This window comes from Microbacterium sp., assembly GCF_036277215.1.
In the GTDB taxonomy this organism is placed as follows: Bacteria; Actinomycetota; Actinomycetes; order Actinomycetales; family Microbacteriaceae; genus Microbacterium.
The window spans coordinates 1-23,298 of record NZ_DASUNI010000252.1 but is presented as its reverse complement, the minus strand read 5'-3'; the positions used below and the strand labels follow the sequence as shown (position 1 = coordinate 23,298).

Annotated in this window: 21 protein-coding genes and 1 tRNA gene; 17 read left to right on the top strand and 5 right to left on the bottom strand. The window is 70.2% G+C overall.

The window, feature by feature from the left end:
• Nucleotides 1–73: 73 nt before the first annotated feature.
• Together VFX99_RS12570 and VFX99_RS12565 are read right to left on the bottom strand one after the other, a co-directional pair.
• The gene (locus VFX99_RS12570; RefSeq protein WP_329666630.1) at nt 74–271 is read right to left on the bottom strand and encodes a hypothetical protein; all 198 of its coding nucleotides are present in this window, start codon (nt 269–271) and stop codon (nt 74–76) included.
• Nucleotides 272–319: 48 nt separating this feature from the next.
• Nucleotides 320–2,995: a phosphoenolpyruvate carboxylase gene (locus VFX99_RS12565; RefSeq protein WP_329666629.1), complete on the bottom strand. Its 2,676-nt coding sequence runs from the start codon at nt 2,993–2,995 to the stop codon at nt 320–322.
• 178 nt (nt 2,996–3,173) lie between these two features.
• On the opposite strand from VFX99_RS12565, the gene VFX99_RS12560 reads away from it, so the two are divergent.
• From VFX99_RS12560 to VFX99_RS12490, 15 genes are all read left to right on the top strand, one after another.
• Complete coding sequence (locus VFX99_RS12560; protein ID WP_329666628.1) at nt 3,174–4,343, top strand: Na+/H+ antiporter NhaA; 1,170 nt, start codon at nt 3,174–3,176, stop codon at nt 4,341–4,343.
• A gap of 77 nt (nt 4,344–4,420) precedes the next feature.
• Nucleotides 4,421–5,161 carry a MazG family protein gene (locus VFX99_RS12555; RefSeq protein WP_329666637.1) on the top strand — a complete coding sequence of 247 codons (741 nt, stop codon included), beginning with the start codon at nt 4,421–4,423 and terminating at the stop codon, nt 5,159–5,161.
• A gap of 96 nt (nt 5,162–5,257) precedes the next feature.
• Nucleotides 5,258–6,526 carry a histidine--tRNA ligase gene (gene hisS, locus VFX99_RS12550; protein ID WP_329666636.1) on the top strand — a complete coding sequence of 423 codons (1,269 nt, stop codon included), beginning with the start codon at nt 5,258–5,260 and terminating at the stop codon, nt 6,524–6,526.
• Nucleotides 6,527–6,697: 171 nt separating this feature from the next.
• Nucleotides 6,698–7,366 carry an O-methyltransferase gene (locus VFX99_RS12545; RefSeq protein WP_329666627.1) on the top strand — a complete coding sequence of 223 codons (669 nt, stop codon included), beginning with the start codon at nt 6,698–6,700 and terminating at the stop codon, nt 7,364–7,366.
• A gap of 117 nt (nt 7,367–7,483) precedes the next feature.
• Complete coding sequence (gene eno, locus VFX99_RS12540) at nt 7,484–8,764, top strand: phosphopyruvate hydratase (protein WP_329666626.1); 1,281 nt, start codon at nt 7,484–7,486, stop codon at nt 8,762–8,764.
• A gap of 28 nt (nt 8,765–8,792) precedes the next feature.
• Nucleotides 8,793–9,362 carry a septum formation initiator family protein gene (locus tag VFX99_RS12535; protein WP_329666625.1) on the top strand — a complete coding sequence of 190 codons (570 nt, stop codon included), beginning with the start codon at nt 8,793–8,795 and terminating at the stop codon, nt 9,360–9,362.
• A gap of 62 nt (nt 9,363–9,424) precedes the next feature.
• Nucleotides 9,425–9,943 carry a DUF501 domain-containing protein gene (locus VFX99_RS12530; RefSeq protein ID WP_329666624.1) on the top strand — a complete coding sequence of 173 codons (519 nt, stop codon included), beginning with the start codon at nt 9,425–9,427 and terminating at the stop codon, nt 9,941–9,943.
• Entirely contained in the window at nt 9,940–11,277 is a 1,338-nt protein-coding gene (locus VFX99_RS12525; protein ID WP_329666623.1) for a S8 family serine peptidase, read from the top strand. Before VFX99_RS12530 ends, VFX99_RS12525 begins: the two co-directional genes overlap by 4 nt.
• A 34-nt stretch (nt 11,278–11,311) precedes the next feature.
• Nucleotides 11,312–12,709 carry an NAD(P)/FAD-dependent oxidoreductase gene (locus VFX99_RS12520; RefSeq protein WP_329666635.1) on the top strand — a complete coding sequence of 466 codons (1,398 nt, stop codon included), beginning with the start codon at nt 11,312–11,314 and terminating at the stop codon, nt 12,707–12,709.
• 33 nt (nt 12,710–12,742) lie between these two features.
• Nucleotides 12,743–12,816: transfer RNA gene (locus VFX99_RS12515), tRNA-Leu, on the top strand.
• A 106-nt stretch (nt 12,817–12,922) separates the two neighbouring features.
• Complete coding sequence (locus VFX99_RS12510) at nt 12,923–14,152, top strand: amino acid deaminase/aldolase (RefSeq protein ID WP_329666622.1); 1,230 nt, start codon at nt 12,923–12,925, stop codon at nt 14,150–14,152.
• Entirely contained in the window at nt 14,149–15,462 is a 1,314-nt protein-coding gene (locus VFX99_RS12505) for a D-arabinono-1,4-lactone oxidase (protein WP_329666621.1), read from the top strand. Before VFX99_RS12510 ends, VFX99_RS12505 begins: the two co-directional genes overlap by 4 nt.
• Nucleotides 15,463–15,545: 83 nt before the next feature.
• A complete protein-coding gene (locus tag VFX99_RS12500; protein WP_329666620.1) occupies nt 15,546–16,115 on the top strand; it encodes a LemA family protein in 570 nt (189 codons plus the stop codon).
• Nucleotides 16,116–16,123: 8 nt separating this feature from the next.
• The gene (locus VFX99_RS12495) at nt 16,124–17,011 is read left to right on the top strand and encodes a M48 family metalloprotease (RefSeq protein WP_329666619.1); all 888 of its coding nucleotides are present in this window, start codon (nt 16,124–16,126) and stop codon (nt 17,009–17,011) included.
• 50 nt (nt 17,012–17,061) lie between these two features.
• Nucleotides 17,062–18,159, top strand: coding sequence for a DNA glycosylase AlkZ-like family protein (locus VFX99_RS12490; RefSeq protein WP_329666618.1), 1,098 nt, complete (start codon nt 17,062–17,064; stop codon nt 18,157–18,159).
• A 25-nt stretch (nt 18,160–18,184) separates the two neighbouring features.
• On the opposite strand, the gene VFX99_RS12485 is transcribed toward VFX99_RS12490, so the two are convergent.
• Nucleotides 18,185–19,126, bottom strand: a complete 942-nt coding sequence (locus VFX99_RS12485; protein WP_329666617.1) for a hypothetical protein — start codon at nt 19,124–19,126, stop codon at nt 18,185–18,187.
• Complete coding sequence (locus tag VFX99_RS12480) at nt 19,123–20,430, bottom strand: winged helix-turn-helix domain-containing protein (RefSeq protein WP_329666616.1); 1,308 nt, start codon at nt 20,428–20,430, stop codon at nt 19,123–19,125. Before VFX99_RS12480 ends, VFX99_RS12485 begins: the two co-directional genes overlap by 4 nt.
• Before the next feature lie 88 nt (nt 20,431–20,518).
• Here VFX99_RS12480 and VFX99_RS12475 point away from each other — a divergent pair, with 88 nt between their 5' ends.
• Together VFX99_RS12475 and ilvA are read left to right on the top strand one after the other, a co-directional pair.
• Nucleotides 20,519–21,712, top strand: coding sequence for an AI-2E family transporter (locus tag VFX99_RS12475; protein ID WP_329666615.1), 1,194 nt, complete (start codon nt 20,519–20,521; stop codon nt 21,710–21,712).
• Entirely contained in the window at nt 21,709–22,935 is a 1,227-nt protein-coding gene (gene ilvA, locus VFX99_RS12470; protein WP_329666614.1) for a threonine ammonia-lyase, read from the top strand. Before VFX99_RS12475 ends, ilvA begins: the two co-directional genes overlap by 4 nt.
• A 12-nt stretch (nt 22,936–22,947) precedes the next feature.
• Here the strand turns inward: ilvA and VFX99_RS12465 are convergent.
• A partial coding sequence (locus tag VFX99_RS12465; RefSeq protein ID WP_329666613.1) for a GreA/GreB family elongation factor occupies nt 22,948–23,298 on the bottom strand: 351 nt, incomplete at its 5' end.

Sequence of the window (23,298 nt, the reverse complement as noted above, 5' to 3'; positions counted from 1 at the left end):
GTCGCAGCCGTCTCCGCGGGATCGCCATCTGCGGGAGATCTCCGGCGGAACGCCCGTTCCGGTCGGGGAGAGCTCAGTGCCAGTGCGAGCCGCACGCGCGGCAGGCGAACTCGACCACGACGTCGCCGGCATCCCGGCGCACCTCGTCACCGCGATCGAGCTCGAGCACGAACCAGTCCTGCTCGATGTCGCTCACCTCGACCGACTCGCAGACCGGACAGATCTCTGCCGGCCTGAGGGCCACGGCGCTGTCATCCCATGTCCTCGTCATGGCGCCCAAGGTACCCGGGTCGCGCGCCGACCGACGCAGCGACGCGCGTCAGCCGGTGTTCTGAAGGCCGGCGGCGACTCCGCTCACCGACAGCAGCAGGAGGCGCTGCTGCTCGGGGTCGGCCGCACGCCCCGCGGCTGCATCATCGCGCAGGGCGCGCAGCGCACGCAGCTGCAGCAGCGACAGCGCGTCGACGTATGGGCTGCGCATCTTGACCGCACGCTGCAGCACCGGCTTGTTGTCGAGCACGTCTGCACCGGCGGTGACCCTCAGCACCCACAGACGCGTCAGCGCCATCTCGTCCATGACGATCTCAGCGAGATCCTCGCGGTCGCCCAGATCGAGGTAACGCCGTGCGATGCGCGGGTCCGCCTTCGCGAGACTCATCGCGACGTTGTCGACCATGGTGTGAAAGAGCGGCCACTCCTGGTACGCCCGCCGCAGCAGATCCTCGTCGCCGACGGCATCCAGCGCGGTGCCGAGCCCGAACCACCCGGCCAGGTTGATCCGGGCCTGCGTCCACGCGAACACCCACGGGATGGCCCGGAGGTCTTCCAGCGATTCCACCGAGAGCCCCCGCCGTGCCGGACGAGAGCCCAGCGCGAGCAGCCCGACCTCCTCCATCGGGGTGACCTGAGCGAACCACGGCGCGAACCCGGGCGCCTTCACGAGTTCGAAGAACCGATCCCGGGATGCCGCGTCCATCGTCGCGGCGACCGACGCGTATCGCTTCGCCGCGTCGCTGTTGCGCTCCTCGATCGACGGCGCCGAGGCCATCAGCACGGCCGCGGCGACCTGGTCGATGTGCCGCATCGCGATGGCCGGATCGCCATAACGGGCGAAGATCACCTCGCCCTGCTCGGTGAGCTTGAAGCGGCCGTCGACCGAATGCGGCGGTTGCGCGAGGATGGCGGAGTTCGCCGGACCCCCGCCCCGTCCGAGGGCACCGCCGCGTCCGTGGAACAGCGTCAGCTCGATGCGGTTGCGCAGAGCCCACGCGGCGATCGCGGCCTGCGCCTCGTACAGGGCGAGGTTCGCCGCGACCGGTCCGACGTCCTTCGACGAGTCCGAATAGCCCAGCATCACCTCCAGGCGCCGCCCGGTCGCGTCGAGTCGAGCCGAGAACTCGGGATGCTCGACGATCTCCGCGAGGATGCGGGGAGCGGCCTGCAGGTCGGCGAACGTCTCGAACAGCGGGATGACGTCCAGCACCGGCGTCGCGCCACCGGGGCCCGCCGCGTACTCCGCGAGCCGGTGCACGTTCGCGAGGTCGTCGGCCGACTGGGTGAACGACACGATGTAGCGGCCTGCGGCGCGTGGTCCGTAGCGCTCCTGCAGGAACGCGACCGCGCGGAAGACGTCAAGGACCTCTTCGGTGAGCTCGGTGCGCGGCGCACCCGAATCGAGCTCGGCCAGCACCTTCGCGTGCACGGCCGAGTGCTGGCGCACCTCCAGCTCGGTCAGGTGGAAGCCGAAGGTCTCGACCTGCCAGAGCAGCTGCTGCAGATGGCCGTACGCCTGCCGCGGCGCGCCCGCCCGGACCAGCGAGTCCTGCACGATCCGCAGGTCGGCGATCAGCTGCTCCGGGTCGCGGTACGCCAGGTCCGCGTTGCGCGCGCGAGTCGCGGCGATCCGCCGGGCGAGCAGCAGCAGGATCCGCCGGTGCGGCTCGTTGGGCGAGCGCTTCGCCACCTCGATCGCGGCGTCTTCGTCGGCCGCCTTGAGCCGCTGCCACAGCGAGAGCAGGGCGGGGCTCGGCGGAGTCGTGGAGGCGTCGAGGGTCAGGCCGCGCCCGATGCGGTTCGCGGTGCGCTCCAGTCCCAGCAGGACGTGCTCGCTCGCGATCGCGGCGGCCTTGCGGGTGACAGATGCCGTGACGAACGGGTTGCCGTCCCGATCGCCGCCGACCCACGAGCCGACCCGCACGAACGGTCTGACCACCGGCGCCCGCCCGCCCGCGGCCGGGCCCTGCAGAGCATCGTCGACGCGCCGGTAGACGTGCGGGATGGCGGTGTACAGGGTCTCGTCGAAGACCGCCATCACCGCCCGCACCTCGTCGGTGGGGGAGGGCTTCTCGGGCCGCAGCGGAGCCGTGCGCCAGAGGGTGTCGATCTCTTCGAGCATCCGCCGCTCGGCGCGACGCTGGTCCGCACCGTTGCGCAGCGATGCGTCGTGCTCTTCGAGGAAGGCGGCGAGTCGCCGGATACTCGTCGAGATGGCGCGCCGCCGCGCCTCGGTCGGGTGCGCGGTGAAGACCGGGTGGAAGCGGAGACCCTGCAGGCGGGCGAGCGCGGTGTCGTCGCCGACCTCGGCGGCGAGGCGCACGAAGGCGGCGGCGACCGAGTCGGTCGCCTCTTCACGATCAGGCCTTCCGTCGCGCTCCCGCAGGATCCGCACGCGCTGGTGCTCTTCGGCGAGGTTCACGAGATGGAAGTAGCAGGTGAACGCGCGGGCCACCTCGTCGGCGCGTTCGACCGTGAACGAGTCGGCGATGTCGGCGGCCCTCGCGAACGCCTCCGGCGACTCGTCGGTGTACGCGTGGATCGTCGCAACGCGGAGCCGCTCCACGTCCTCGTACAGCCCCGGTGAGCCGCTCTCGCGCAGGATGCGGCCCAGAAGCGCTCCGAGCATGCGCACATCGGCGCGCATCCGTTCGGGTATCTCCTGCCCCGCCTCGAATCGCCCGACGAGGTCGATCACTTCGGTGGAGGTGAGCTCGCGCATGCGCTCCACGCTAATGCCGTGGTGTTTCGCGGATGTTCCGTGTTTCACGGATGCCGCGGCCCGTCGTCGCTAGCATGGAGCACGGTGTTGCCGGGCTCGGATCAGGCTGCCGTGACCGACTGAGCGGTGCGCCGACGACGCGAGCGGGTGCCACGGTCCGGACACCCGATGGAGGGACATGTCGCTGTTGCGCTCGGCCCGATTCCCGGCGATCCTGCTTCTGGTCGCCGCGATCGCGGGTCTGGCGGTCGCCAACTCGCCGATCGGCGCGGCTGTACTCGAGTTCTCTGCAACCCACGTCGGCATCGCGGGCACCGCCGTGGATCTGTCCCTCGCGCACTGGGTGTCGGATGGACTGCTGGCGATCTTCTTCTTCTCCGTCTCGGTGGAGCTCCAGTTCGAGCTGACCCGCGGCGAGCTGCGGAGCTTCCGCCGCGCGATCCAGCCGGCGATCGCCGCGGCCGGCGGCGTCGTCGTGCCGATCGCGGTGTACCTCGCCGTGACCGCGGGCAGCGGCGTCGAGGCCGGATGGCCGGTGCCGACCGCCACCGACATCGCCTTTGCGCTGGGAGTGCTCGCCGTCTTCGGGCGCGGCCTACCCGCCTCCGTCCGCGTGTTCCTGCTGGCGCTGGCGATCCTCGACGACATCGTCGGCATCGTGTTCATCGCCGTCCTGTTCGCGACCGACGTGAATCTCGGGATGCTCGCGCTGGCTCTGCTGGCGGTCGTGGCGTTCGCGATACTGAGCCGGATGCTCGACACCCGCGCGCGAGGCCTCATCGCGGGAGCGCTGGTGCTCCTCGCCGTCACGACCTGGGTGCTGGTGCTGGCCTCCGGCGTGCATGCGACGATCGCCGGCGTACTGCTTGGACTTGCGATGGCACAGACCCCTGCGCTGGTGGTGCGGCACGCGATCGAGCCGTGGGTCAATGCCATCATCCTGCCGGTGTTCGCGTTCATGGCGGCTCTCGTGCCGATCCCGCAGGTGGCGGCATCCGATCTGTCACCGGCCTTCTGGGGGATCCTGCTCGCGCTGCCGATCGGCAAGGTGATCGGCATCGCCGGTGCGGGATGGCTCGCCCAGCGCATCGCGGCCGGCGCAGGTGACCAGCGACTTGCCTTCGGCGACCTTCTGGCCGCCGGCGCGCTCGGCGGCATCGGCTTCACCGTCTCGCTCCTGCTCGCCGACCTCGCGTTCAGCGAGGCGCCCTTCGTGCGCGACCAGGCCATCCTCGGCGTGCTCGCGGGGTCGCTGATCGCACTCGTGCTTGCCGGAGCGCTCGTATCGTGGCGGGCACGACACCATCGGCGGCTCGCCGCCACAGCTGCAGCGGAGGTTCCCGCGTGACCGACACCGACCCCTCCTCCCGCGCCCCAGACCCGCGGGATGCCGGCGGCGATCCGCTGCGGGCGGCCGCCGAAACGATGCACGCGGTGCGCGACCGGTGCGTGTGGACGCAGCGCATCGACCACCGCGCACTCGTGCCGTACCTCGTCGAGGAGAGCTCCGAGCTCATCGACGCCGTGGAGTCGGGCACGCGCGTCGAGCTGCGCGAAGAGCTCGGCGACCTGCTGTGGCAGGTGCTGTTCCACGCCGAGATCGCCTCACGCGACCCGGAGGATCCCTTCGACATCGATGACGTCGCCAGGGGCCTGACCGACAAGATGGTGCGCCGGCATCCGCACGTGTTCGCCGGCGAGGTCGCCGAGACGCCGGAGCAGGTGCTCGTGCTGTGGAACGCGGCCAAAGCGCACGAGAAGAGCGCTCGCACGAGCGTGCTCGACGGCGTCTCCGAGCGGATGCCGACGCTCGCCCTCGCACAGAAGCTGGTGGGCAAGGCGGCTCTGGCCGGCGTCGACCTGGACGTTTCGGCACCCCACCGGTCGTTGAGCGTGCCCGCAGGGCGAGACGAAACGTCCGCTCCTGACGCCCGGTCGTTGAGCGAGCCCGCAGGGCGAGACGAAACGTCCGCTCCTCGATCGGAAGCGGAGCTCGGCGACGCCCTCCTCGCCCTCGTCGCCGCCGCGCGCGCACACGGCTGGGATGCCGAGCGGGCGCTGCGCGAGCGGCTGCGCGCGCTTTCGGCCGACATCCGCTCCGCCGAGTCCGCGACCGGATCAGGAGATGCGGCCGGATCAGGAGAGATCGGCGACCTATCGTCCTGATTCCGGCGCGTCGCCTGAGCCCGCGTCGCCGCGCGCGAGCCGACGGGGCGCACCTGGAACAATGAGACCGTGGCATCCGTGAACCCGCCGCGCGGCATGCGCGATTTCCTCCCTGCTGAGAAGGCCCGCCGCGAGCGGGTCCTCGCCGTCATCCGCCGGCGCTACCGTGCGCACGGCTTCGACGAGATCGAGACCCCTGTGATGGAGGACCATGCGCGACTGCACGCCGGCATCGGCGGCGACAACGAGAAGCTCGCGTACAACGTTCTCAAGCGCGGCCTCGACGCGGACGCGATCCGTGCCGCCGCCGACGACCCGGCCGAGCTCGCCGACCTCGGGCTTCGCTACGACCTGACCGTGCCCCTGGCCCGCTTCTACGCGAGTCATCGCGCGGACCTGCCGGCGGTCTTCCGTGCCGTCCAGATCGCGCCGGTGTGGCGTGCCGAGCGACCGCAGAAGGGCCGCTACCGCCAGTTCATGCAGTGCGACATCGACATCGTGGGGGATGCCTCGCCCCGTGCCGAAGCCGAGCTGATCGTGGCGACGCTCGACGCGGTCGACGCCCTCGGCCTCGACGGCAGCCGTGTGCGGATCAACGATCGTCGAGCCTTGGACTGGATGCTGGAGAGCTTCGGCTTCGCCCCGGACGAGCGGCCGGCCGTGCTGATCACGATCGACAAGCTCGACAAGGCGGGCCCCGCCGGCGTCGTGGCGGAGCTTCGCGACCGCGCGGCGACGCCCGCAGCCGTCGAGCGGTTCGAAGCGTTCCTGGTGCGGCCGCGGACGCGGGAACAGCATCCGTTCGGAGAGTCCCAGATCCGCGACGCACTCCCCGAAGGAGCCCCCGACGACGTCGTGGCACACCTCGTCGGGATCGGTGCCGCCGTCGCGGCGAGCCGCCCGGCTTCGGCGCAGCCCGGTGACCTGCCGCTCGCGTTCGACCCGTTCCTCGTGCGCGGCATGGGTTACTACACCGGGACGATCTTCGAGCTCGCTCACCCGAGCGTGGACTACTCGCTCGGCGGGGGTGGCCGCTACGACGGGATGATCGGGCGCTTCCTGGGACAGGAGGTGCCGGCCGTCGGGTTCTCGCTCGGGTTCGAGCGGCTCGTCGACCTGGTCGCAGACTCCGCAGACGACGACGAGCGCGCGATCGTGCTGGTGCACGACCGCGAGGTTGCGCTGGGCGAGCTCTTGGCTCTCAAGGCGGCGCTGACCGCCGACGGCGCGCGGGTGCGACTGGAGCAGCGACCCAAGAACCTGAAGGCGCTGCTCGAGCGCGCGGCATCCGACGGATACACCTCCTTCGCGACGGTCTCGACCGGGGCGACGCCCGACACGCTCGACTACAAGCCCCTCACCTAGCCCCGCTCTCCCACCCGCGAGACTTCATCCGCGGGTCGAGACAGCGGGTGAATCCCGCAGTCTCGATGTGCAGTTGCAGTCTCGGCGGCATCACCGGGAAACGCCGGCGGAGACCGAGGGGCGGCGCGCGCGGTGGTTGACGCGCCCGGTCACGCGGGATTGGCTGGGGTCATGGACGCACCCACACCCGACACCTGGCGACGCGTCGACGCGTACCTGACCAAGACGCTCGTCGGCCACGACGATGCGCTCGAGACCGCGGTCGCCGAGCAGAACGCGGCCGGACTGCCGCCGATCGAGGTCGCGCCGGTATCGGGCAAGCTGCTGCACCTGCTCGCACGCATCTCGGGAGCGCGGCGCGTGCTCGAGATCGGCACGCTCGGCGCGTACTCGACGATCTGGATGGCCCGCGGCATCCCCGACGACGGGGTCGTCGTCACGATCGAAGCCGAGCCGCGCATCGCCGCGGTGGCCCGGGCGAACCTCGAACGTGCGGGCGTCAGCGACAAGGTCGACATCCGCATCGGGCGCGGCGAGCACGTGCTGCCGACCCTCGAGAGCGAGGAGCCGTTCGATCTCGTCTTCATCGACGCCGACAAGGAGTCGAACACGATCTACCTGGATTGGGCGGCGCGGCTCGGGCATCCCGGCACCGTCGTCGTCGTCGACAACATCGGACGCGGGGGAGAAGTGGCCAACCCGGCGACGATGAACCCGCAGGTGATCGGCACGCAGCGCGCCCTCGAGCTGCTCGGTCGCGACCCGCGGTTCGACGCCACGGCGCTGCAGACCCTCGACCTCAAAGGCTGGGACGGCGTGGCGATCGCGGTCGTCCTGTGACCGCTGCTCCCGCGACTCCAGGGGGGCGTTTCCTGTGGCGGCGGCATCCGCGTCGATAGACTGACCGGCGGACCGAAGACGCTCCCGACCCACCCTCCACCACACAAGGAGTCCTCTGTGGCACTAATCGAGGCTGTCAACGCGCGCGAGATCTTGGATTCGCGCGGAAACCCGACCGTCGAAGTGGAGGTCCTCCTCGACGACGGAATCGTCCAGCGGGCGGCCGTCCCCTCCGGCGCGTCCACCGGCGCCTTCGAGGCATACGAGCTGCGTGACGGCGACAAGACCCGCTACAGCGGCAAGGGCGTGCTCAAGGCCGTCGCCGCCGTCATCGACGAGCTCGGACCTGCACTGGAGGGCGTCGAGGCGAGCGAGCAGCGCGTGATCGACGAGATTCTGATCGAGGTCGACGGCACCGAGAACAAGGGCCGCGTAGGTGCGAACGCCATCCTCGGGGTGAGCCTCGCGGTCGCCAAGGCGGCGGCCGACTCCGCCGACCTTCCGCTGTTCCGCTACCTCGGCGGCCCGAACGCCCACATCCTCCCGGTGCCGCTGTTCAACGTCATCAACGGCGGGTCGCACGCCGACAACGGCATCGACATGCAGGAGTTCTTCCTCGCCCCCATCGGCGCATCCAGTTTCGCGGAGGCGCTGCGCTGGGGGACGGAGACCTACCACGTCCTCAAGGGCGAGCTGCTGAAGGCGGGATACGCGACCGGACTCGGCGATGAGGGCGGCTTCGCACCGGACCTGCCCAGCAACCGCGAAGGGCTCGACTTCCTCATCACGGCGATCGAGAAGGCCGGCTTCACTCCCGGCACCGAGATCGCCCTGGGCATGGATGTCGCGGCGACCGAGTTCTTCAAGAACGGCGCGTACGTCTTCGAGGGCAAGGACTGGACGGCCGAGGCGCTCACCGACTACTACGTGGAACTGGCCGACGCGTACCCGATCGTCACCATCGAGGACGCACTCGCCGAGGATGACTGGGACGCCTGGAAGCATCTCACCGACAAGCTCGGTTCGAAGATCCAGCTCGTCGGCGATGACCTTTTCGTCACCAACCCGACCCGCCTGGCGGACGGCATCAAGCGAGGCGTCGCGAACTCGCTGCTGGTGAAGGTGAACCAGATCGGCACGCTGTCCGAGACTTTGGATGCCGTCGACATGGCCCACCGCGCCGGCTACACCACGATGTTCTCGCACCGCTCGGGCGAGACGGAGGACACCACGATCGCCGATCTCGTCGTCGCGGTGAACTCGGGTCAGATCAAGAGCGGCGCGCCCGCCCGAAGCGAGCGGGTCGCGAAATACAATCAGCTTCTGCGCATCGAAGAAGAGCTGGGCGATGCGGCGGAGTTCGCCGGCCGGTCGGCCTTCCCCCGGTACGAGGGATAGCGACAGCAGACGCAGGGGAGGGGGAGCCGTGGACGACACGATGGCTCCCCCTTCCGGCGTTTCCCGGGACTCCGGCCGGCCGCCGCGGAAGCGTCCGGAACGACGTCCAGCTCGGCGACCCGTCGACGTGCGCGGCTGGCTGGGCGGCATCCGTCTGTCGGGCTTCATGGTCATCATGCTCGGACTCGTCGTGCTCGCGGCGTTCGTCCTGGTGCCGACGATCGGCACGTACGTCGATCAGCGCCAGCAGATCGCAGCCCTGCAGGCGTCTGTGGAGGTGAGCAGGGACGACGTGGCAGACCTCGAGGCGCAGCGCGACCGATGGACGGATCCGGCGTACATCACGACGCAGGCCCGCGAGCGGCTCTACTACGTCCGGCCGGGCGAGGTCGTGTACCTCGTGGAGAACGACCTGCCCCCTGCGCTCGTACCGCAGGAGCAGGCGACCGTGAGCGACCAGGTCGAGCAGACGCGCACCGACTGGATGTCCCAATTCGTGCGCTCGGTCGCGGTGGCCGGCATGGCGCAGACCGTCAAGGCGCCGGTGATCGGAGTGCCCGACACGGTACCGTCCGAGTCCCCCTCGGAGGCTCCGTAGCCCGAAGGCTGCGAGTTGCCGGGCCCAGCCCCGGCTCAGCCCCATGGCGGTACCCTGGCGGCGTGACCACACCGCCGTTCCCGCCAGTCAGCGAGGCCGATCTGGTCGTGCTGCGCTCGCAGCTCGGCCGTCCGGCCCGTGACGTCGTGGGCATCTCGGCGCGCTGCGTCTGCGGCAATCCCACGGTGGTCTCCACGGCTCCCCGACTGGCGGACGGGACGCCGTTCCCCACGTTCTACTACCTCACCCACCCGGCGGCCACGGCCGCGATGTCGGGGCTCGAGGCGACACAGGTCATGCGGACGCTGAGCGACGAGCTCGCCGCCGACCCCGATCTGGCAGCGGCATACCGACGAGCGCACGAGGCCTACCTGCGCGACCGCGGCGGGTACGGCGATGTCGACGAGATCGACGGCATCTCGGCCGGAGGGATGCCGACGCGCGTCAAGTGCCTGCACGCCCTGGCCGCGCACTCGCTCGCGGCCGGCCCCGGAGTCAATCCGATCGGCGACCGCGCGCTCGCGCTCTCGTCGTGGTCGCCGGAGCGCTGCGTGTGCGCCGAACCCGGAGCGGGCGGATGAGGAGCCGCGCCATCGCGGTGTCCGCGACGGTTCTCGCGACGGTGCTCCTGACCGGCGCGGCGGCCGTGCCGGCCCCGGCGGCCGTGCGGGCCCCCGCATCTCTGCCCGCCGCGGCGTCCGTGCCCGCCCCCGCCAACGCCGATCCGGTCCGGGCGGCGGAGTACTGGCTGGACGAGTACGGCATCGAGTCCGCCTGGACCACGACGCGCGGCGCGGGAGTGCGGATCGCGATCATCGACACGGGCGTCGGACGCGGCCCGGTGGAGTTCGAGGGCGCCGTCGTCGGCGGCACCGACGTCTCCGGCGTCGGTTCGTCAGACGGGCGGACTCCGGTCGGTGCGGTCGACGCCAACCACGGCAGCTGGGTCGCCTCGCTGGCCGCGGCACGGGGCACCGGTCCCGGCACCGGCATGATCGGCGTCGCGCCCGAGGCCGAGCTCCTCGCCGTCTCGGTGGGCTTCGGCTCGTCCACGAAGGTCCCGTTCAGCGAGCAGATCGCCGAGGCCATCCGCTGGTCGGTCGACAACGGCGCAGATGTGATCAATCTGTCGCTGACCACCAACAGCCCCGATTGGGACGAGAGCTGGGACTCCGCGTTCCTCTATGCGTTCGAGAACGACGTCGTGATCGTGGTCGCTGCCGGCAACAGAGGTGCCGGCACATCGCGGGTCGGCGCCCCCGCCACGATCCCGGGCGTCCTCACCGTCGCCGGAGTGGACCCGCAGGGGAGGGCGAGCCTCGAGGCGTCGACGCAGGGGATCACCATCGGCGTCTCCGCGCCGAGCGAAGACCTCGTGGGTGTCTCGGCGGACGGCAGGCTCGTGCTGTGGAACGGCACGAGCGGCGCAGCTCCGATCGTCGCGGGCGTCGCCGCACTGGTCCGCGCTGCGCATCCGGATCTGGACGCCGCGAACGTGATCAATCGCATCATCCGGACGGCGCGGCCGTGGCCGTCGGCGACGGAGCCCCCCGATCCGGACGATCCCGACCTGCTGTACGGGTACGGCTTGGTGGATGCCGCGGCCGCCGTCTCGGCAACCGTCCCGTCGGTGTCGACGAACCCGATGGGGAGCCTCGAGGACTGGATCCGCGTCTACCGGAGGGCCCAGACCGACCCCGAGCCGGCTCCGACCGTCGACCCCGAGGAGGTCGCACCGCTGCCTCCGGCGGACGCCGCCGGCAGGGTGGCCTCGCCGCTCCTCCCGTCCGTCGAGACGCTGCTCTACGGCACGCTCCCGCTGATGGGCGCATCTGCCACCGCTATACTGGTGGCGCTCGGCGTCATCGCAGCTGTCCGACGAATCCGATTGGCGTCCAGGACGCCGAGCCGCTGACACCCCAGGAGTTCTCCCCACCGTGACCAACACCGTGCCCAAGATTCTCATCGTCGGTGGCGGCTACGCGGGCTTCTACACGGCCTGGAAGCTCGAGAAGCACCTCCGCAAGCGGGAGGCCGAGGTCACGATCGTCGACCCGCTCTCGTACATGACCTACCAGCCGTTCCTGCCCGAGGTCGCGGCCGGTTCGATCGAGGCGCGTCACTCCGTCGTCGCGCTGCGCCGCCACCTCAAGCGCACCAAGGTGGTCGCGGCCAAGGTCACCGGCATCAACCACGCGAACAAGGTCGCGACGATCACCCCGATCGCGGGCGACCCGTACGAGCTGGAGTACGACCAGATCGTGGTCACCGCCGGTGCCGTGTCGCGCACGTTCCCGATCCCCGGCATCGCCGACAACGCGATCGGATTGAAGACGATCGAGGAGGCCGTCGCGATCCGCGACCGCCTGATGTCCAACTTCGACAAGGCATCGACGCTGCCTCCCGGTCCCGAGCGCGACCGCCTGCTGACGGTCGTCGTGATCGGCGGCGGTTTCGCGGGCATCGAGGTCTTCGCCGAGCTGCGGTCGTTCGCTTCCGCTCTGGTCGGCCGCTACCCCGAGATCACATTCGACGACACGCACTTCCACCTGATCGAGGCGATGAGCCGCATCATGCCCGAGGTGTCGCTCAAGACGAGCGAGTGGGTGCTCAAGGATCTCGCCAAGCGCGCGGCGTACGTGCACCTCGACACCCAGGTGACCGGTGCGGTCGGCGGCAACGTGGAGCTGTCCACGGGCGAGGTGATTCCGAGCGACCTGATCATCTGGACCGCCGGCGTGATGGCCAACCCGACTGTCGTCCGCGGTGGCGACCTGCCCGTGGAGGAGCGCGGCCGTATCCGCACCCGCGCGGATCTGCGCGTCGGCTCGGAGGACGAGATCGTCGAGGGCGCATGGGCTGCAGGCGACGTGTCGGCGGTTCCCGACCTGTCCGGCGGCGGGGTCGGCGGCTACTGCGTGCCGAACGCCCAGCACGCGGTCCGCCAGGCCAAGCTGCTCGCGAAGAACCTGGTCGCGGTGCTGCGCGGTGAGCTGCCTCACGAGTACTACCACAAGAACCTCGGTGCCGTCGCCGGGCTCGGCCTGTACAACGGCGTCTTCCAATCCGGCAACATCGCCCTCAAGGGGTTCGTCGCGTGGGTCGCGCACCGCGGATACCACGGCCTGGCCATGCCCTCGTGGGAGCGCAAGTTCCGCGTCGTGTGGGGCTGGTGGAACAACCTGTGGCTCGGGCGTGACCTGGTGAACCTGCAGGCGGTTCAGGACCCGCGCTACGTGTTCGAGGAGTTCGCCGCGCGTCCGCGCCCGCCGCAGCCCGTCGAGGCTGCGCCGGCGAAGGTCGCGATCGCGCCGGAGGTGCCGCAGAAGGTGTCCGCCCGGGGCTGACCGGTACCGTGGAGGCGTCCGCTCATCGCGTGCGCCCCCGTAGCCCAACCGGCAGAGGCAGGCGACTTAAAATCGCTTCAGTGTGGGTTCGAATCCCACCGGGGGTACCGGCTTCGAGCGCCGTCCGTCGGCCACTACGATGCGCGGTGGCGGGCGCTGCCCGCGTCGTAGGCTGTTCGGCATGTGTGTCCACCCGCCGGAGAGCCCGACGCGATGACGATCGACCTCCTCGCCGGAGAGAGCTCCGCGACTGACTGGACCGACCCGGCCGGATACTGGAGCGCGACGGGCGACGCGGTCGCCGGGGCATCCGGGCCGGTCGCAGCACTGAGCATCCCGGCTCTGCGCTACAACGCACTGGACATGCTCGTGCGGTCCGCGGGAGTGCCGATCCGGGTGGCGAGCAAGTCCGTCCGCGTGCGCGAGGTCATCGATGCGACGCTGGCATTGCCGGGATATGCGGGGATCCTGGCGTTCACGCTTCCCGAGGCGCTGTGGCTCGCCGAGACCCATGAGGACGTCGTGGTGGGCTACCCGAGCGTCGACCGCGCCGCGCTCGCCGCGCTCGCCGCCGATGAGAGCGCCTCCGAGCGGGTGACGCTCATGGTGGACGACCTGGCCCAGCTCGACATCGTCGACGCCGTCGCCCCGCCCGCCCGGCGTGCGACGATCCGGGTCGCGATCGATGCGGACGCCTCATGGCGCGCACCTGGCCTGGGCCACATCGGTGTCCGCCGCTCGCCCGTGCACGAGCCCGGCGAGGTCGCCCGCCTGGCGCGGGCCATCGCCGATCGGCCGGGATTCCGCCTGGTCGGGCTTCTCATGTACGAGGCGCAGATCGCTGGTCAGGCGGATGCCGCCGGCTCCGGCGACAGGGTCATCCGCTGGATGCAGCGCCGGTCGGCTCAGGAGCTGCTCGATCGGCGTGCCGCGATCGTCGGCGAGCTGCGCGACATCGCCCGGCTCGAGTTCGTCAACGGCGGCGGGACGGGGTCGCTCGAGCTGACGGCATCCGACCTCGCCGTGACCGAGCTGACCGCCGGCAGCGGGCTGTTCGCCGGACATCTCTTCGACGGCTATCGAGCCTTCGCGCCGGCGCCGGCCGCCGCCTTCGCACTCGAGGTCGTCCGCAAGCCGCTTCCCGACGTCGCCACGGTGCTCGGCGGGGGGTGGATCGCGTCAGGTCCGCCGCTCGCCTCGCGCCAGCCGCTGCCCGTCTGGCCCCCCGGGCTGCAGACGCTTCCCCGCGAAGGTGCCGGCGAGGTGCAGACGCCGGTCCAGGGCGAATCGGCGCGGTCGCTGCAGGTGGGGGATCGGGTCTGGTTCCGGCATGCCAAGAGCGGCGAGCTCGCCGAGCGCGTCGATCGGTACCACCTGGTCGACGGGGACCGGCGGGTGGGCGAAGCGCTCACCTATCGCGGCGAGGGGAAGAGCTTCCTGTGACCCGTCCGGGCGGCACGTGGCAGAACTGGGGCCGGACGGCCAGGGTGCGTCCTCAGCGCGTCGAGGCGCCGGACTCGACGGCGGCAGTGCAGCGCGCTGTGCGAGCCGCGGCAGCGCACGGCATGCAGGTGAAGGCGGTGGGAGCGGGGCACAGCTTCTCGGGGATCGCCGTCGCTCCGGGGGTCCTCCTGGATCTGAGCGACCTCACGGGGCTGGTGTCGGCCGACCGCGAGCGGTTCCGTGTGACCCTCCGCGCGGGAACGCGGCTGCACCGGATCCCCGGGCTGCTGGCCCCCTATGGCCTGGCGATGCCGAACCTCGGCGACATCGACCGCCAGTCGATCTCCGGCGCCATCTCGACCGGCACCCACGGCACCGGCGCGCGCTTCGGCGGCATCGCGACGCAGGTGACGGGGGTGACGCTGGTCACCGCGGACGGCGAGCTCCTCGTCGTCGACGAGGACCAGAACACCGAGCTGCTTCCGGCCGTCGCGCTCGGGCTCGGGGCGCTCGGCATCCTCGTCGAGGTCACGCTGCAGTGCGTGCCGGCGTTCGTGCTGCAGGCCGAAGACGGACCCGAGGACCTCGCTGCGGTCCTCGCATCGCTCGAGGCGCGTGTGCACGCAGCGGATCACTTCGAGTTCTACTGGTTCCCGCACACCGACCGGGCGATCACCAAGACGAACACGCGCCTGCCGGAGAGCGCCGTCCGCACCCCGGCGCAGCCGGTTCGCCGGTGGGTCGACGACGTCGTGATCGGCAGCGCCGCACACGAGGCCGCGTGCAGCGTGGCGTGGGCGGTGCCGGCGACGGCGCCCGCGATCAACCGTCTCTCGGTGACGCTCTGGGGGCCCCGTGCGCTGACAGATGCTTCCCACCGCATATTCGCCACCGGGCGATCGGTGCGGTTCCGCGAGATGGAGTTTGCACTGCCCGCCGAAAATGTGCGACCGGCCTTCGATGCCGTACGAAATCTCATCGCCGAGTGCGGGTGGCGCATCGCGTTCCCCCTGGAGGTGCGGTTCGCCGCAGAGGACGATCTGTGGCTGTCCACGGCTCATGGCCGGGCATCGGGATACATCGCCGTGCACCGGTACTGGCGCGAGGACCCCACCGAATACTTCGAGGCGGTCGAGCAGATCATGCTCGGTTTCGACGGGCGCCCGCACTGGGGCAAGATCCACTTCCTGGATGCCGCCGACCTGCGCGTCCGGTATCCCCGGTTCGACGACTTCATCGCCCTTCGCGACCGCCTCGACCCGGATCGCATGTTCCGCAATCGGTACCTCGATCGCGTGCTCGGTGAGTAAGGGCTGGGAGTCGTGAGACGGCTCTCATCGGCGAACGTGCCCGCGGTTAGTATGAACTCAAACCTCGAACGGAGTCACGCGTCATGTGGGAATGGCTGATCCCGGTACTCATCGTCGTGGCGCTCGTCGTCATCGTCGGCATCTACCTGTGGGCGACGTACAACTCGCTCGTCGCGCTCAACGTGCGCGTCGACGAGGCGTGGAGCGACATCACCGTTCAGCTCAAGCGGCGAGCTGACCTACTGCCGAACCTCATCGAGGCGGTGAAGGGGTACGCGGCCCATGAGAAGGCCGTCTTCGAGAACGTCACGAGAGCCAGAGCCGAGACGCTGACCGCTGCCGGGCCCGCCGAGGCGGGGGTGGCGGAAGGGCACATGCAGCAAGCGCTCAAGTCGCTCTTCGCGGTCGCCGAGGCATATCCGCAGCTCCAGGCGAGTCAGAACTTCCTTCAGCTGCAGCAGTCCATCGTCGACACCGAGGACAAGATCCAGGCGTCCCGCCGCTTCTACAACGGTGGCGTGCGAGAGCTGAACACGAAGATCAAGGTCTTCCCCAACAACCTGTTCGCGCGCAACCTCGGCTTCACCGAGCGGGAGTTCTTCGAGGTCGTGGACGGCGCCGCGATCTCCGAGCCGCCTCGGGTGCAATTCTGACCTAGCCCGTGTACAGCGCCATCGCGCGCAACAAGCGCAACACGTGGTTCATCCTCGTCGTGTTCGTGCTGTTCCTCGGCGCGATCGGGTTGCTGGCAGGCTGGCTCGCGGGCAACAACTGGTGGATCACCGCCTTCATCCTCGTGTTCGCCGCGGGGTACGCCACGTTCCAGTACTTCTTCGCTGATCGCGAGGCCCTCGCGATGTCGGGTGCCGTCGAGGTGGGCCGCGCCGACGCCCCGCGGTTCTACCGGCTGGTCGAGAACCTGTGCATCGCGACGGGAACGCCCATGCCGAAGCTCTACGTCGTGGAGGATCCGTCGCCGAACGCCTTCGCCACAGGCCGCAAGCCCGAGGAGGCATCGATCACCGTCACGACCGGCCTGTTCGAGGTCATGACCGACCGCGAGCTCGATGGCGTCCTGGGGCATGAGCTGGGGCACATCCGCAACTACGACATCCGTGTGTCGCTCGTCGTCTTCGGGCTCGTGGTGGCGGTCGGCATCCTCGCCGATCTGTTCCTGCGGTTCGCGTTCTTCGGCGGCGCCCGGCGCGGCGGCAGTGGCCCGGCCCAGCTGATCTTCCTGATCTTCGGCGTCGTCGCCGCCCTCATCGCCCCGCTGCTCGCGGGTGCCGTGCAGGCGGCGATCTCGCGCCAGCGGGAGTACCTCGCCGACGCCACGAGTGCGATGACCACGCGCGATCCCGACGGACTCGCGTCGGCGCTGGGCAAGCTGGGCGAGTACGGCCGCCCGCTCCGGAAGGCGAACACGTCGATGGCTCACCTGTGGATCGCCGATCCCCTGCGGCCGAACGGTCTGGCCCGGATGTTCGCCACCCACCCGTCGATCCCGGACCGCATCGAGCGGTTGAAGACCATGGGCGGAGCGTTCTAGCGGGTGACGTCCGCAGCGATCACCGTCGGGGTGGCCCGTAGCATCGCACCATGGTCCATCGGCTGAGTCGCCAGGATGCGCGGCGAATCGCCGTGCGAGCCCAGATCCTGACCGGCCGGCGGTCCGCGGGCATCGTCGAGGCGGTCGACGCGCTCGCCATCGTCAACATCGATCCGACCGCGGCGGTCGCGCCCAGCGCCGACCACATCCTGTGGAGCAGGATCGGGCGGCCGTACGAGTCGGCTGATCTCACCCGGGCGGTGGAGGAGGACCGTGCGATCTTCGAATGGGCCGGTTTCTACCGTCCCATGGCCGATCTGCCCCTGTATCGGCCGCTGATGCGCGCGTGGCCGCCGTGGGTCCGGCACCGCGAATGGCTCACCGCGAACGACCGCTTCCGCCGCGACGTGCTCGCCCGGCTCCTCGCCGATGGACCCCTGCGCACAGGTGAGATCCCCGACACGAGCCAGGTTTCGTGGACCTCGACGGGCTGGACGAACAACCGCAATGTCAGCCAGATGCTCGACTTCCTCGCAATGCGCGGCGAGGTCGCGGTGTCGGCACGCACAGGCAGGGAGCGAGTGTGGGATGTCGCGGAGCGGGTGTATCCGTCCAATGCCGATTCGCTCAGCGCGGAAGACTCAGCACACCGGCGTGCCGAGCGTCGACTCGGCTACCTGGGGATCGCGCGTCCCCGAGCTGTGGATCAGCCCGTCGAGCCCCTCGGTGTCGGCGAGATCGGGGAGGAGGCGACGGTGGATGACACCGACGGCGTCTGGCGCGTCGAGGCGACCCTGCTCGAGCAGTCCGAGCCGTTCGAGCCGCGCGCCGCGCTCCTGTCGCCGTTCGACCGCCTCGTCTTCGATCGCGCTCGAGCGCAGGACCTGTTCGGGTACGAGTACATCGTCGAGATGTACAAGCCCGTGGCTCAGCGGCGTTGGGGCTACTTCGCGCTGCCGATCCTGTACGGCGATCGGCTGATCGGAAAGCTGGATGCCGCGGCGGACCGCAAGGCCGGGCTGCTGCGGGTGGCCGCGATCCACGAGGACGAGCCCTTCGAGCCGCAGGTCGCCGATGCGGTTCACGACGAGATCCGCGCACTGGCGGCGTGGCTCGGACTGGAGGTCACCGGCATCCCGGGATCGTGAGTCGGCGGTTCTTCGACGCCGCCGCTCAGTCGACCGCAAGCAGCATCTCATCGCCGGCGAACGACACCGAGCCGCGCAGGGCCCAGTCGTCCGCGCGGTACGTGAAGCTCCCCGTACTGCCCTGCCGCGTCGTACCGGTCGCCGTCGCCACGACCGCGCCGTCCGTGGCCGCGAATGAGCGCAGGTCGGGGGAGAGGACGAGGGCGGGGCTCTTGTCGATGCGGAACGCCACGGACGTCAGGGATGCGAGGTCAGCCGCCCACGGCACACGCAGTCCGCAATCCGCGGGGACGGCCGCGGCAGGCTGCGCGCACGCCGCGGCGTAGGCGTCGATCTGCTCCTGGGCCATCGTGCCGGCTTCGGGAGTGATCGACGCCTCCAGAACCACAGTGGAGGGCTCGTCGTTGCTCAGAGCCACCGAGTTCGTCCCGCTCAGCAGTCCGCGGGGCGCTGCCTCGAGCCGGTACTCGGCGGGCAGCAGCGCGAGGTCGCTTCCCGCCGGCGCAAGTGCGCCACTCACCCAGACCGAATCGCCGATGAGCTCTCCGGTTGCTGACAGTACCGCGGACGCCTCCAGCGAGGCGAGGTAGTCGCCGGTCAATGTCCAGCCGGCGCCGTCTTCTGCGAGGACGAAGACGATGTCGTGCCGGTCGCCGGCGATCTCCGCCGATGCGCGCACACTCGTCGTGTCCTGCGCGGACCGGATCTCCTCGATGCGCGGATCCGCGACGAAGGACTCGGCTCCGCGGAACGATTCTGCGAGAATCCGCTCCGCCTCGGCATCCAGTCTGGTCGCGCGCATGGCCTCGATCGCTTCGAAGTCACCGGCCGCGAGCGCATTCAGGTAACTGCGGGCCGCGTCCTCGGCGCTGGGCGCTCGATTCAGGAGCCACCAGACGAGACTCCCGCCGATGATCAGCGCGGCCGCAGCGCCGGCGGCGATGCCGACGACAGCTCCACGCTTCACGCTTCTACGCTAACGCCAGCCGGTTGTTCGATCGCGGGTTCGTCCGGGGCCAGTGCGACCGCCTCCACGTGCGACCTCTCATGCCGGAGCGCCCCCGGGAGCGCGCGCGACAGGTCGTCGGTGGCATCCCCCCAGCGCGAGACCGAGATCGACTCCAACCCCTGCCAGCGCGCCGCGGCGCGAAGCTCGTCGGCCAGGCGTGTCGCGGCATCCGCGGGTCGCCCGTGCTCCCACCACGCCGACTGCACCAGGAGCGTTGAGGATGCGCGATCGGCCTTCAGGTCGACGCGCCCCACGATCTCGTCGCCGATCAGGACCGGCAGGGAGTAGTACCCGAACCGCCGCCGAGGTGCGGGGGTGTAGATCTCGATCCGGTATTCGAACCCGAACAGCCGCTCGGCGCGTTCCCGGAACCAGACCACAGGGTCGAACGGGGTGAGGATCGCCGCGGCGTCGACCCGTCGGGGAAGCACGGCGTCGCGATGGACCCAGGCCTTGGCCGGGCGACCCGCCGACGTCCAGCCGTCCACCGTGACCGGACGGAGCACTCCCGAGTCCTGCAGATCCCCGATCGCGGCGAGAACAGCGCGCCGATCCCTGAGGCGCCAATAGTCGGCCAGATCGGAGGCCGTCCCCACGCCGTTCGCCTTCGCCGCGCGCGCGACGAGTTCGCGGATGGCGGTGTCACGCGGCACCGGAGCCTCCAGCGCATCGGCGGGCAGAACGTGCTCGGCGAGCCCGTATCGACGTTCGAAACCGCGCCTGCCCGCGATCGCCACCTCTCCGAACAGCCAGAGGAATTCGAGCGCGTGCTTCACGACGTCCCAGTCCCACCACGGGCCGCGGGCGGCCTCCTTCGCGTCGTGCTCCATCTGGGCCGGTCGGAGGGGACCGCGGTCGGCGAGTTCGGCACGCACCCAGTCGACGATCTCGCGATGAGTCTGGAACCAGCCGCCGGGATCCGTGCCGTACTTCGCCCGCATGTCCTCCATCCGGAATCGGAACAGGCCCCAGTCGGTCGCGGGGATGAACGCCGCGACGTGCGCCCAGTACTCCACGTAGGCGGGGCGCCCCGCGAACACGAGTCGGTCCAGTGCGGCGGTGTCGTACGGTCCAAGGCGCGAGAACAGCGGCATGTAGTGCGATCGCGCGAACACGTTGACGGAGTCGATCTGCAGCGTGCCCATTCGCCCCAGCGCCGATTTGAGCTGTCGCGTGCCGGCTCGGGCGGGCCCCGGCTGTGCGAATCCCTGCGCCGCAAGGGCGATCCGCCGTGCTTCGTCGAGGCTCAGGGACTCCTTCACGGCGGCAAGCCTAGCCGCGGGGCCCGACACGCGCGCTGACGGCGTCCCGACCCGGTTCGCCTCCGCACGGGGCCCATAGACTGGCCTGATGAGCGAGCCTGAAGACAAGCCCCGCGGCTCGCTCTTCGACGCTCTGCGCGACCGCAGCAGGGTGGTCACCTCCGAGTTCTCCGGCACGGTCCCGCGCGGTCTTCGGGTCGCGACCGCCTACTCTTGGCGCTTCCTCGTGGTCGCCGCGGCGATCGGTGTGGCGATCTGGCTGGTCATCCAGCTCAAGCTCCTGGTCATCCCGCTTCTGGTCTCGATCCTCATCACGGCACTTCTGTGGCCTGTCTTCACCTGGATGCTGCGGCACCGCGTGCCGCGCTGGGCGGCCATCGCCATCTCGGTCATCGGAACGCTCGCGATCGTCGCCGGACTGCTGTGGCTGGTGATCTGGCAGGTGGCGAGGCAATGGCGGTCGGTTCAGGCGAGCACCGTCGATGCGGTCGAGCAGTTCCGCGAGTACCTGATCGACGGGCCGCTGCACCTGACCGCGGCCCAGATCGACGATCTGCTGGCGCAGGGGCTCAACCTCATCCAGGAGCAGGCGTCTATGCTCTGGTCCGGCGCTCTGGCCCTGGGCAGCACGCTGGGTCACGTCGCCGTCGGGGCCCTGTTGTCGCTCTTCATCCTGCTGTGCCTCCTGGCCGACGGCGGAGGCATCTGGCGGTGGACGACCCGACTGTTCCCGGTCAAGGCCCGGCCCGCGGTGGACGGCGCGGCACGCGCCGGCTGGGTCATGGTCGTCAGCTACGCGCGCACGCAGCTTCTCGTGGCCACGATCGACGCGATCGGCATCGGCCTCGGCGCCTTCTTCCTCGGGGTGCCGCTGGCCATTCCCGTGGCCGTCCTGGTGTTCCTGGGAGCATTCGTTCCGATCGTCGGAGCGGTCTTCACCGGCGCGCTGGCCGTGTTCCTGGCGCTCGTCTACAACGGCCCGTGGATCGCGCTGTGGATGCTCGTGGTCGTGCTGGGTGTGCAGCAGATCGAGGGGCACGTCCTGCAGCCCCTGCTGATGGGATCGGCCGTCAAGGTTCACCCCCTCGCCGTGGTGCTCGTCGTAGCCGGTGGTGCGATGATCGCGGGGATCCCCGGCGCTCTGTTCGCCGTGCCGCTGGCAGCCTTCGTCAATGTCGTCGCGGTGTACATCGGCGATCGGGCGTGGGAACCCGGCAGCCGAAGACGGGCGAACGACTACATCTGGACGACCGTTCCCCGCCCGAGGAGGGTGCGCGCGTGAGCATTCCCACCCTGGCGGAGTTCGAGGACGCCGCCGCCCTGCTCGACGGCGTCATCACCCACACGCCGGTCGACGAGTCGCAGCACCTGTCGGAGCTGCTCGGCGTCCCGGTGCACCTGAAACTGGAGAACCTGCAGCGCACCGGATCCTTCAAGATCCGCGGCGCCACCTACCGCCTGTCACGGCTGACGGCGGAGGAGCGCAGGCGCGGTGTGGTGGCGGCATCCGCCGGCAATCATGCTCAGGGCGTGGCGCTGGCCGCGCAGGCGCTCGGCATCTCGGCGACCATCTTCATGCCGCTGGGCGTTCCCGTGCCCAAGCTGCTCGCCACCCGGGGCTACGGCGCCGACGTCGTCCTCGAGGGTGCGACCGTCGAGACTCCGCTGAAGCTCGCCGCTGAGTTCGCCGAGCGCACCGGAGCGGTTCTGATCCACCCGTTCGATCACCGCGACATCATCATCGGTCAGGGCACCCTCGGGCTCGAGCTCTTCGATGCCGTGCCCGAGATGGACACCGTGCTGCTGGGCATCGGGGGCGGCGGTCTGATCGCCGGGGTCGCGGCGGCGGTCAAGGCACGGGCGGCGGCCGTCGGCCGCACCGTACGGGTCGTCGGCGTGCAGGCGGAGAACTCGGCGGCCTACCCGTCATCGCTGGCCGCCGGACACCCGATCGAGGTGCCGACTCTTCCGACCATCGCGGACGGAATCGCCGTCGCGCGTCCCGGCAACATCCCGTTCGAGATCATCTCCGAACTCGTCGACGAAGTCGTGACGGTCACGGACGACGACATCGCCCGCGCGCTGCTCATGCTCCTCGAGCGCGCCAAGCAGGTGGTGGAGCCTGCCGGCGCCGTCGGGGTCGCCGCGATCCTGGCCGGCAAGGTGGCGCCGTCGGGTCCGACTGTCTCCGTGCTGTCGGGGGGCAACATCGACCCGCTGCTGCTTCAGCGCGTCGTGTCCCATGGTCTTGCGGCATCCGGTCGTTACATGACTCTGCGCATCCCGCTGCCGGACCGTCCCGGCCAGCTCGCTCGGGTATCCGAGCTCCTCGCCCGTGCCGGGGCCAACGTCACCGAGGTGATGCACACCCGGCACGGCCACGGTCTGCAGATCAGCGAGGTGATCCTGCAGCTGAGCGTCGAAACGCGGGGGGAGGAGCATCGCGCTCACGTCATCGAAGTGCTGCGCGAAGCCGAGTTCGCCCCCACCGTCGTGCCGGACTGACTCAGCGCGCGCTCACTGACCCGAGTAGGTCTCGACCTTGACGACCTCGACGGCGATCTCACGCCCGTTGGGAGCCGTGTACGCCGTCTTCTCGCCCTCTTTGAGTCCGAGGATCGCCGCACCGAGCGGCGAGGCCTCGCTGTAGACGTCGAGCTCGGAGTCGACAGCGATCTCGCGGTTGCCCAGAAGGAAGACCTCCTCGCCGCCGGCGACGATCGCCGTCACGACGGTCCCCGGTTCCACGACGCCGCTGCTCTGCGGAGCCTCGCTGACCGTGGCGGTCTTCAGCAGGTGCTGCAGCGTGCGGATCCGCGCCTCCTGCTTGCCCTGCTCGTCCTTGGCCGCGTGGTAGCCGCCGTTCTC

Coding starts and splice junctions, on each gene's coding strand:
- VFX99_RS12500 (WP_329666620.1), top strand. CDS start 15,546: ATGTGGGAATGGCTGATCCCGGTACTCATCGTCGTGGCGCTCGTCGTC.
- VFX99_RS12475 (WP_329666615.1), top strand. CDS start 20,519: ATGAGCGAGCCTGAAGACAAGCCCCGCGGCTCGCTCTTCGACGCTCTG.
- hisS (WP_329666636.1), top strand. CDS start 5,258: ATGCGCGATTTCCTCCCTGCTGAGAAGGCCCGCCGCGAGCGGGTCCTC.
- VFX99_RS12510 (WP_329666622.1), top strand. CDS start 12,923: ATGACGATCGACCTCCTCGCCGGAGAGAGCTCCGCGACTGACTGGACC.
- VFX99_RS12525 (WP_329666623.1), top strand. CDS start 9,940: ATGAGGAGCCGCGCCATCGCGGTGTCCGCGACGGTTCTCGCGACGGTG.
- VFX99_RS12490 (WP_329666618.1), top strand. CDS start 17,062: ATGGTCCATCGGCTGAGTCGCCAGGATGCGCGGCGAATCGCCGTGCGA.
- VFX99_RS12545 (WP_329666627.1), top strand. CDS start 6,698: ATGGACGCACCCACACCCGACACCTGGCGACGCGTCGACGCGTACCTG.
- VFX99_RS12560 (WP_329666628.1), top strand. CDS start 3,174: ATGTCGCTGTTGCGCTCGGCCCGATTCCCGGCGATCCTGCTTCTGGTC.
- VFX99_RS12565 (WP_329666629.1), bottom strand. CDS start 2,995: ATGCGCGAGCTCACCTCCACCGAAGTGATCGACCTCGTCGGGCGATTC.
- VFX99_RS12555 (WP_329666637.1), top strand. CDS start 4,421: ATGCACGCGGTGCGCGACCGGTGCGTGTGGACGCAGCGCATCGACCAC.
- VFX99_RS12570 (WP_329666630.1), bottom strand. CDS start 271: ATGACGAGGACATGGGATGACAGCGCCGTGGCCCTCAGGCCGGCAGAG.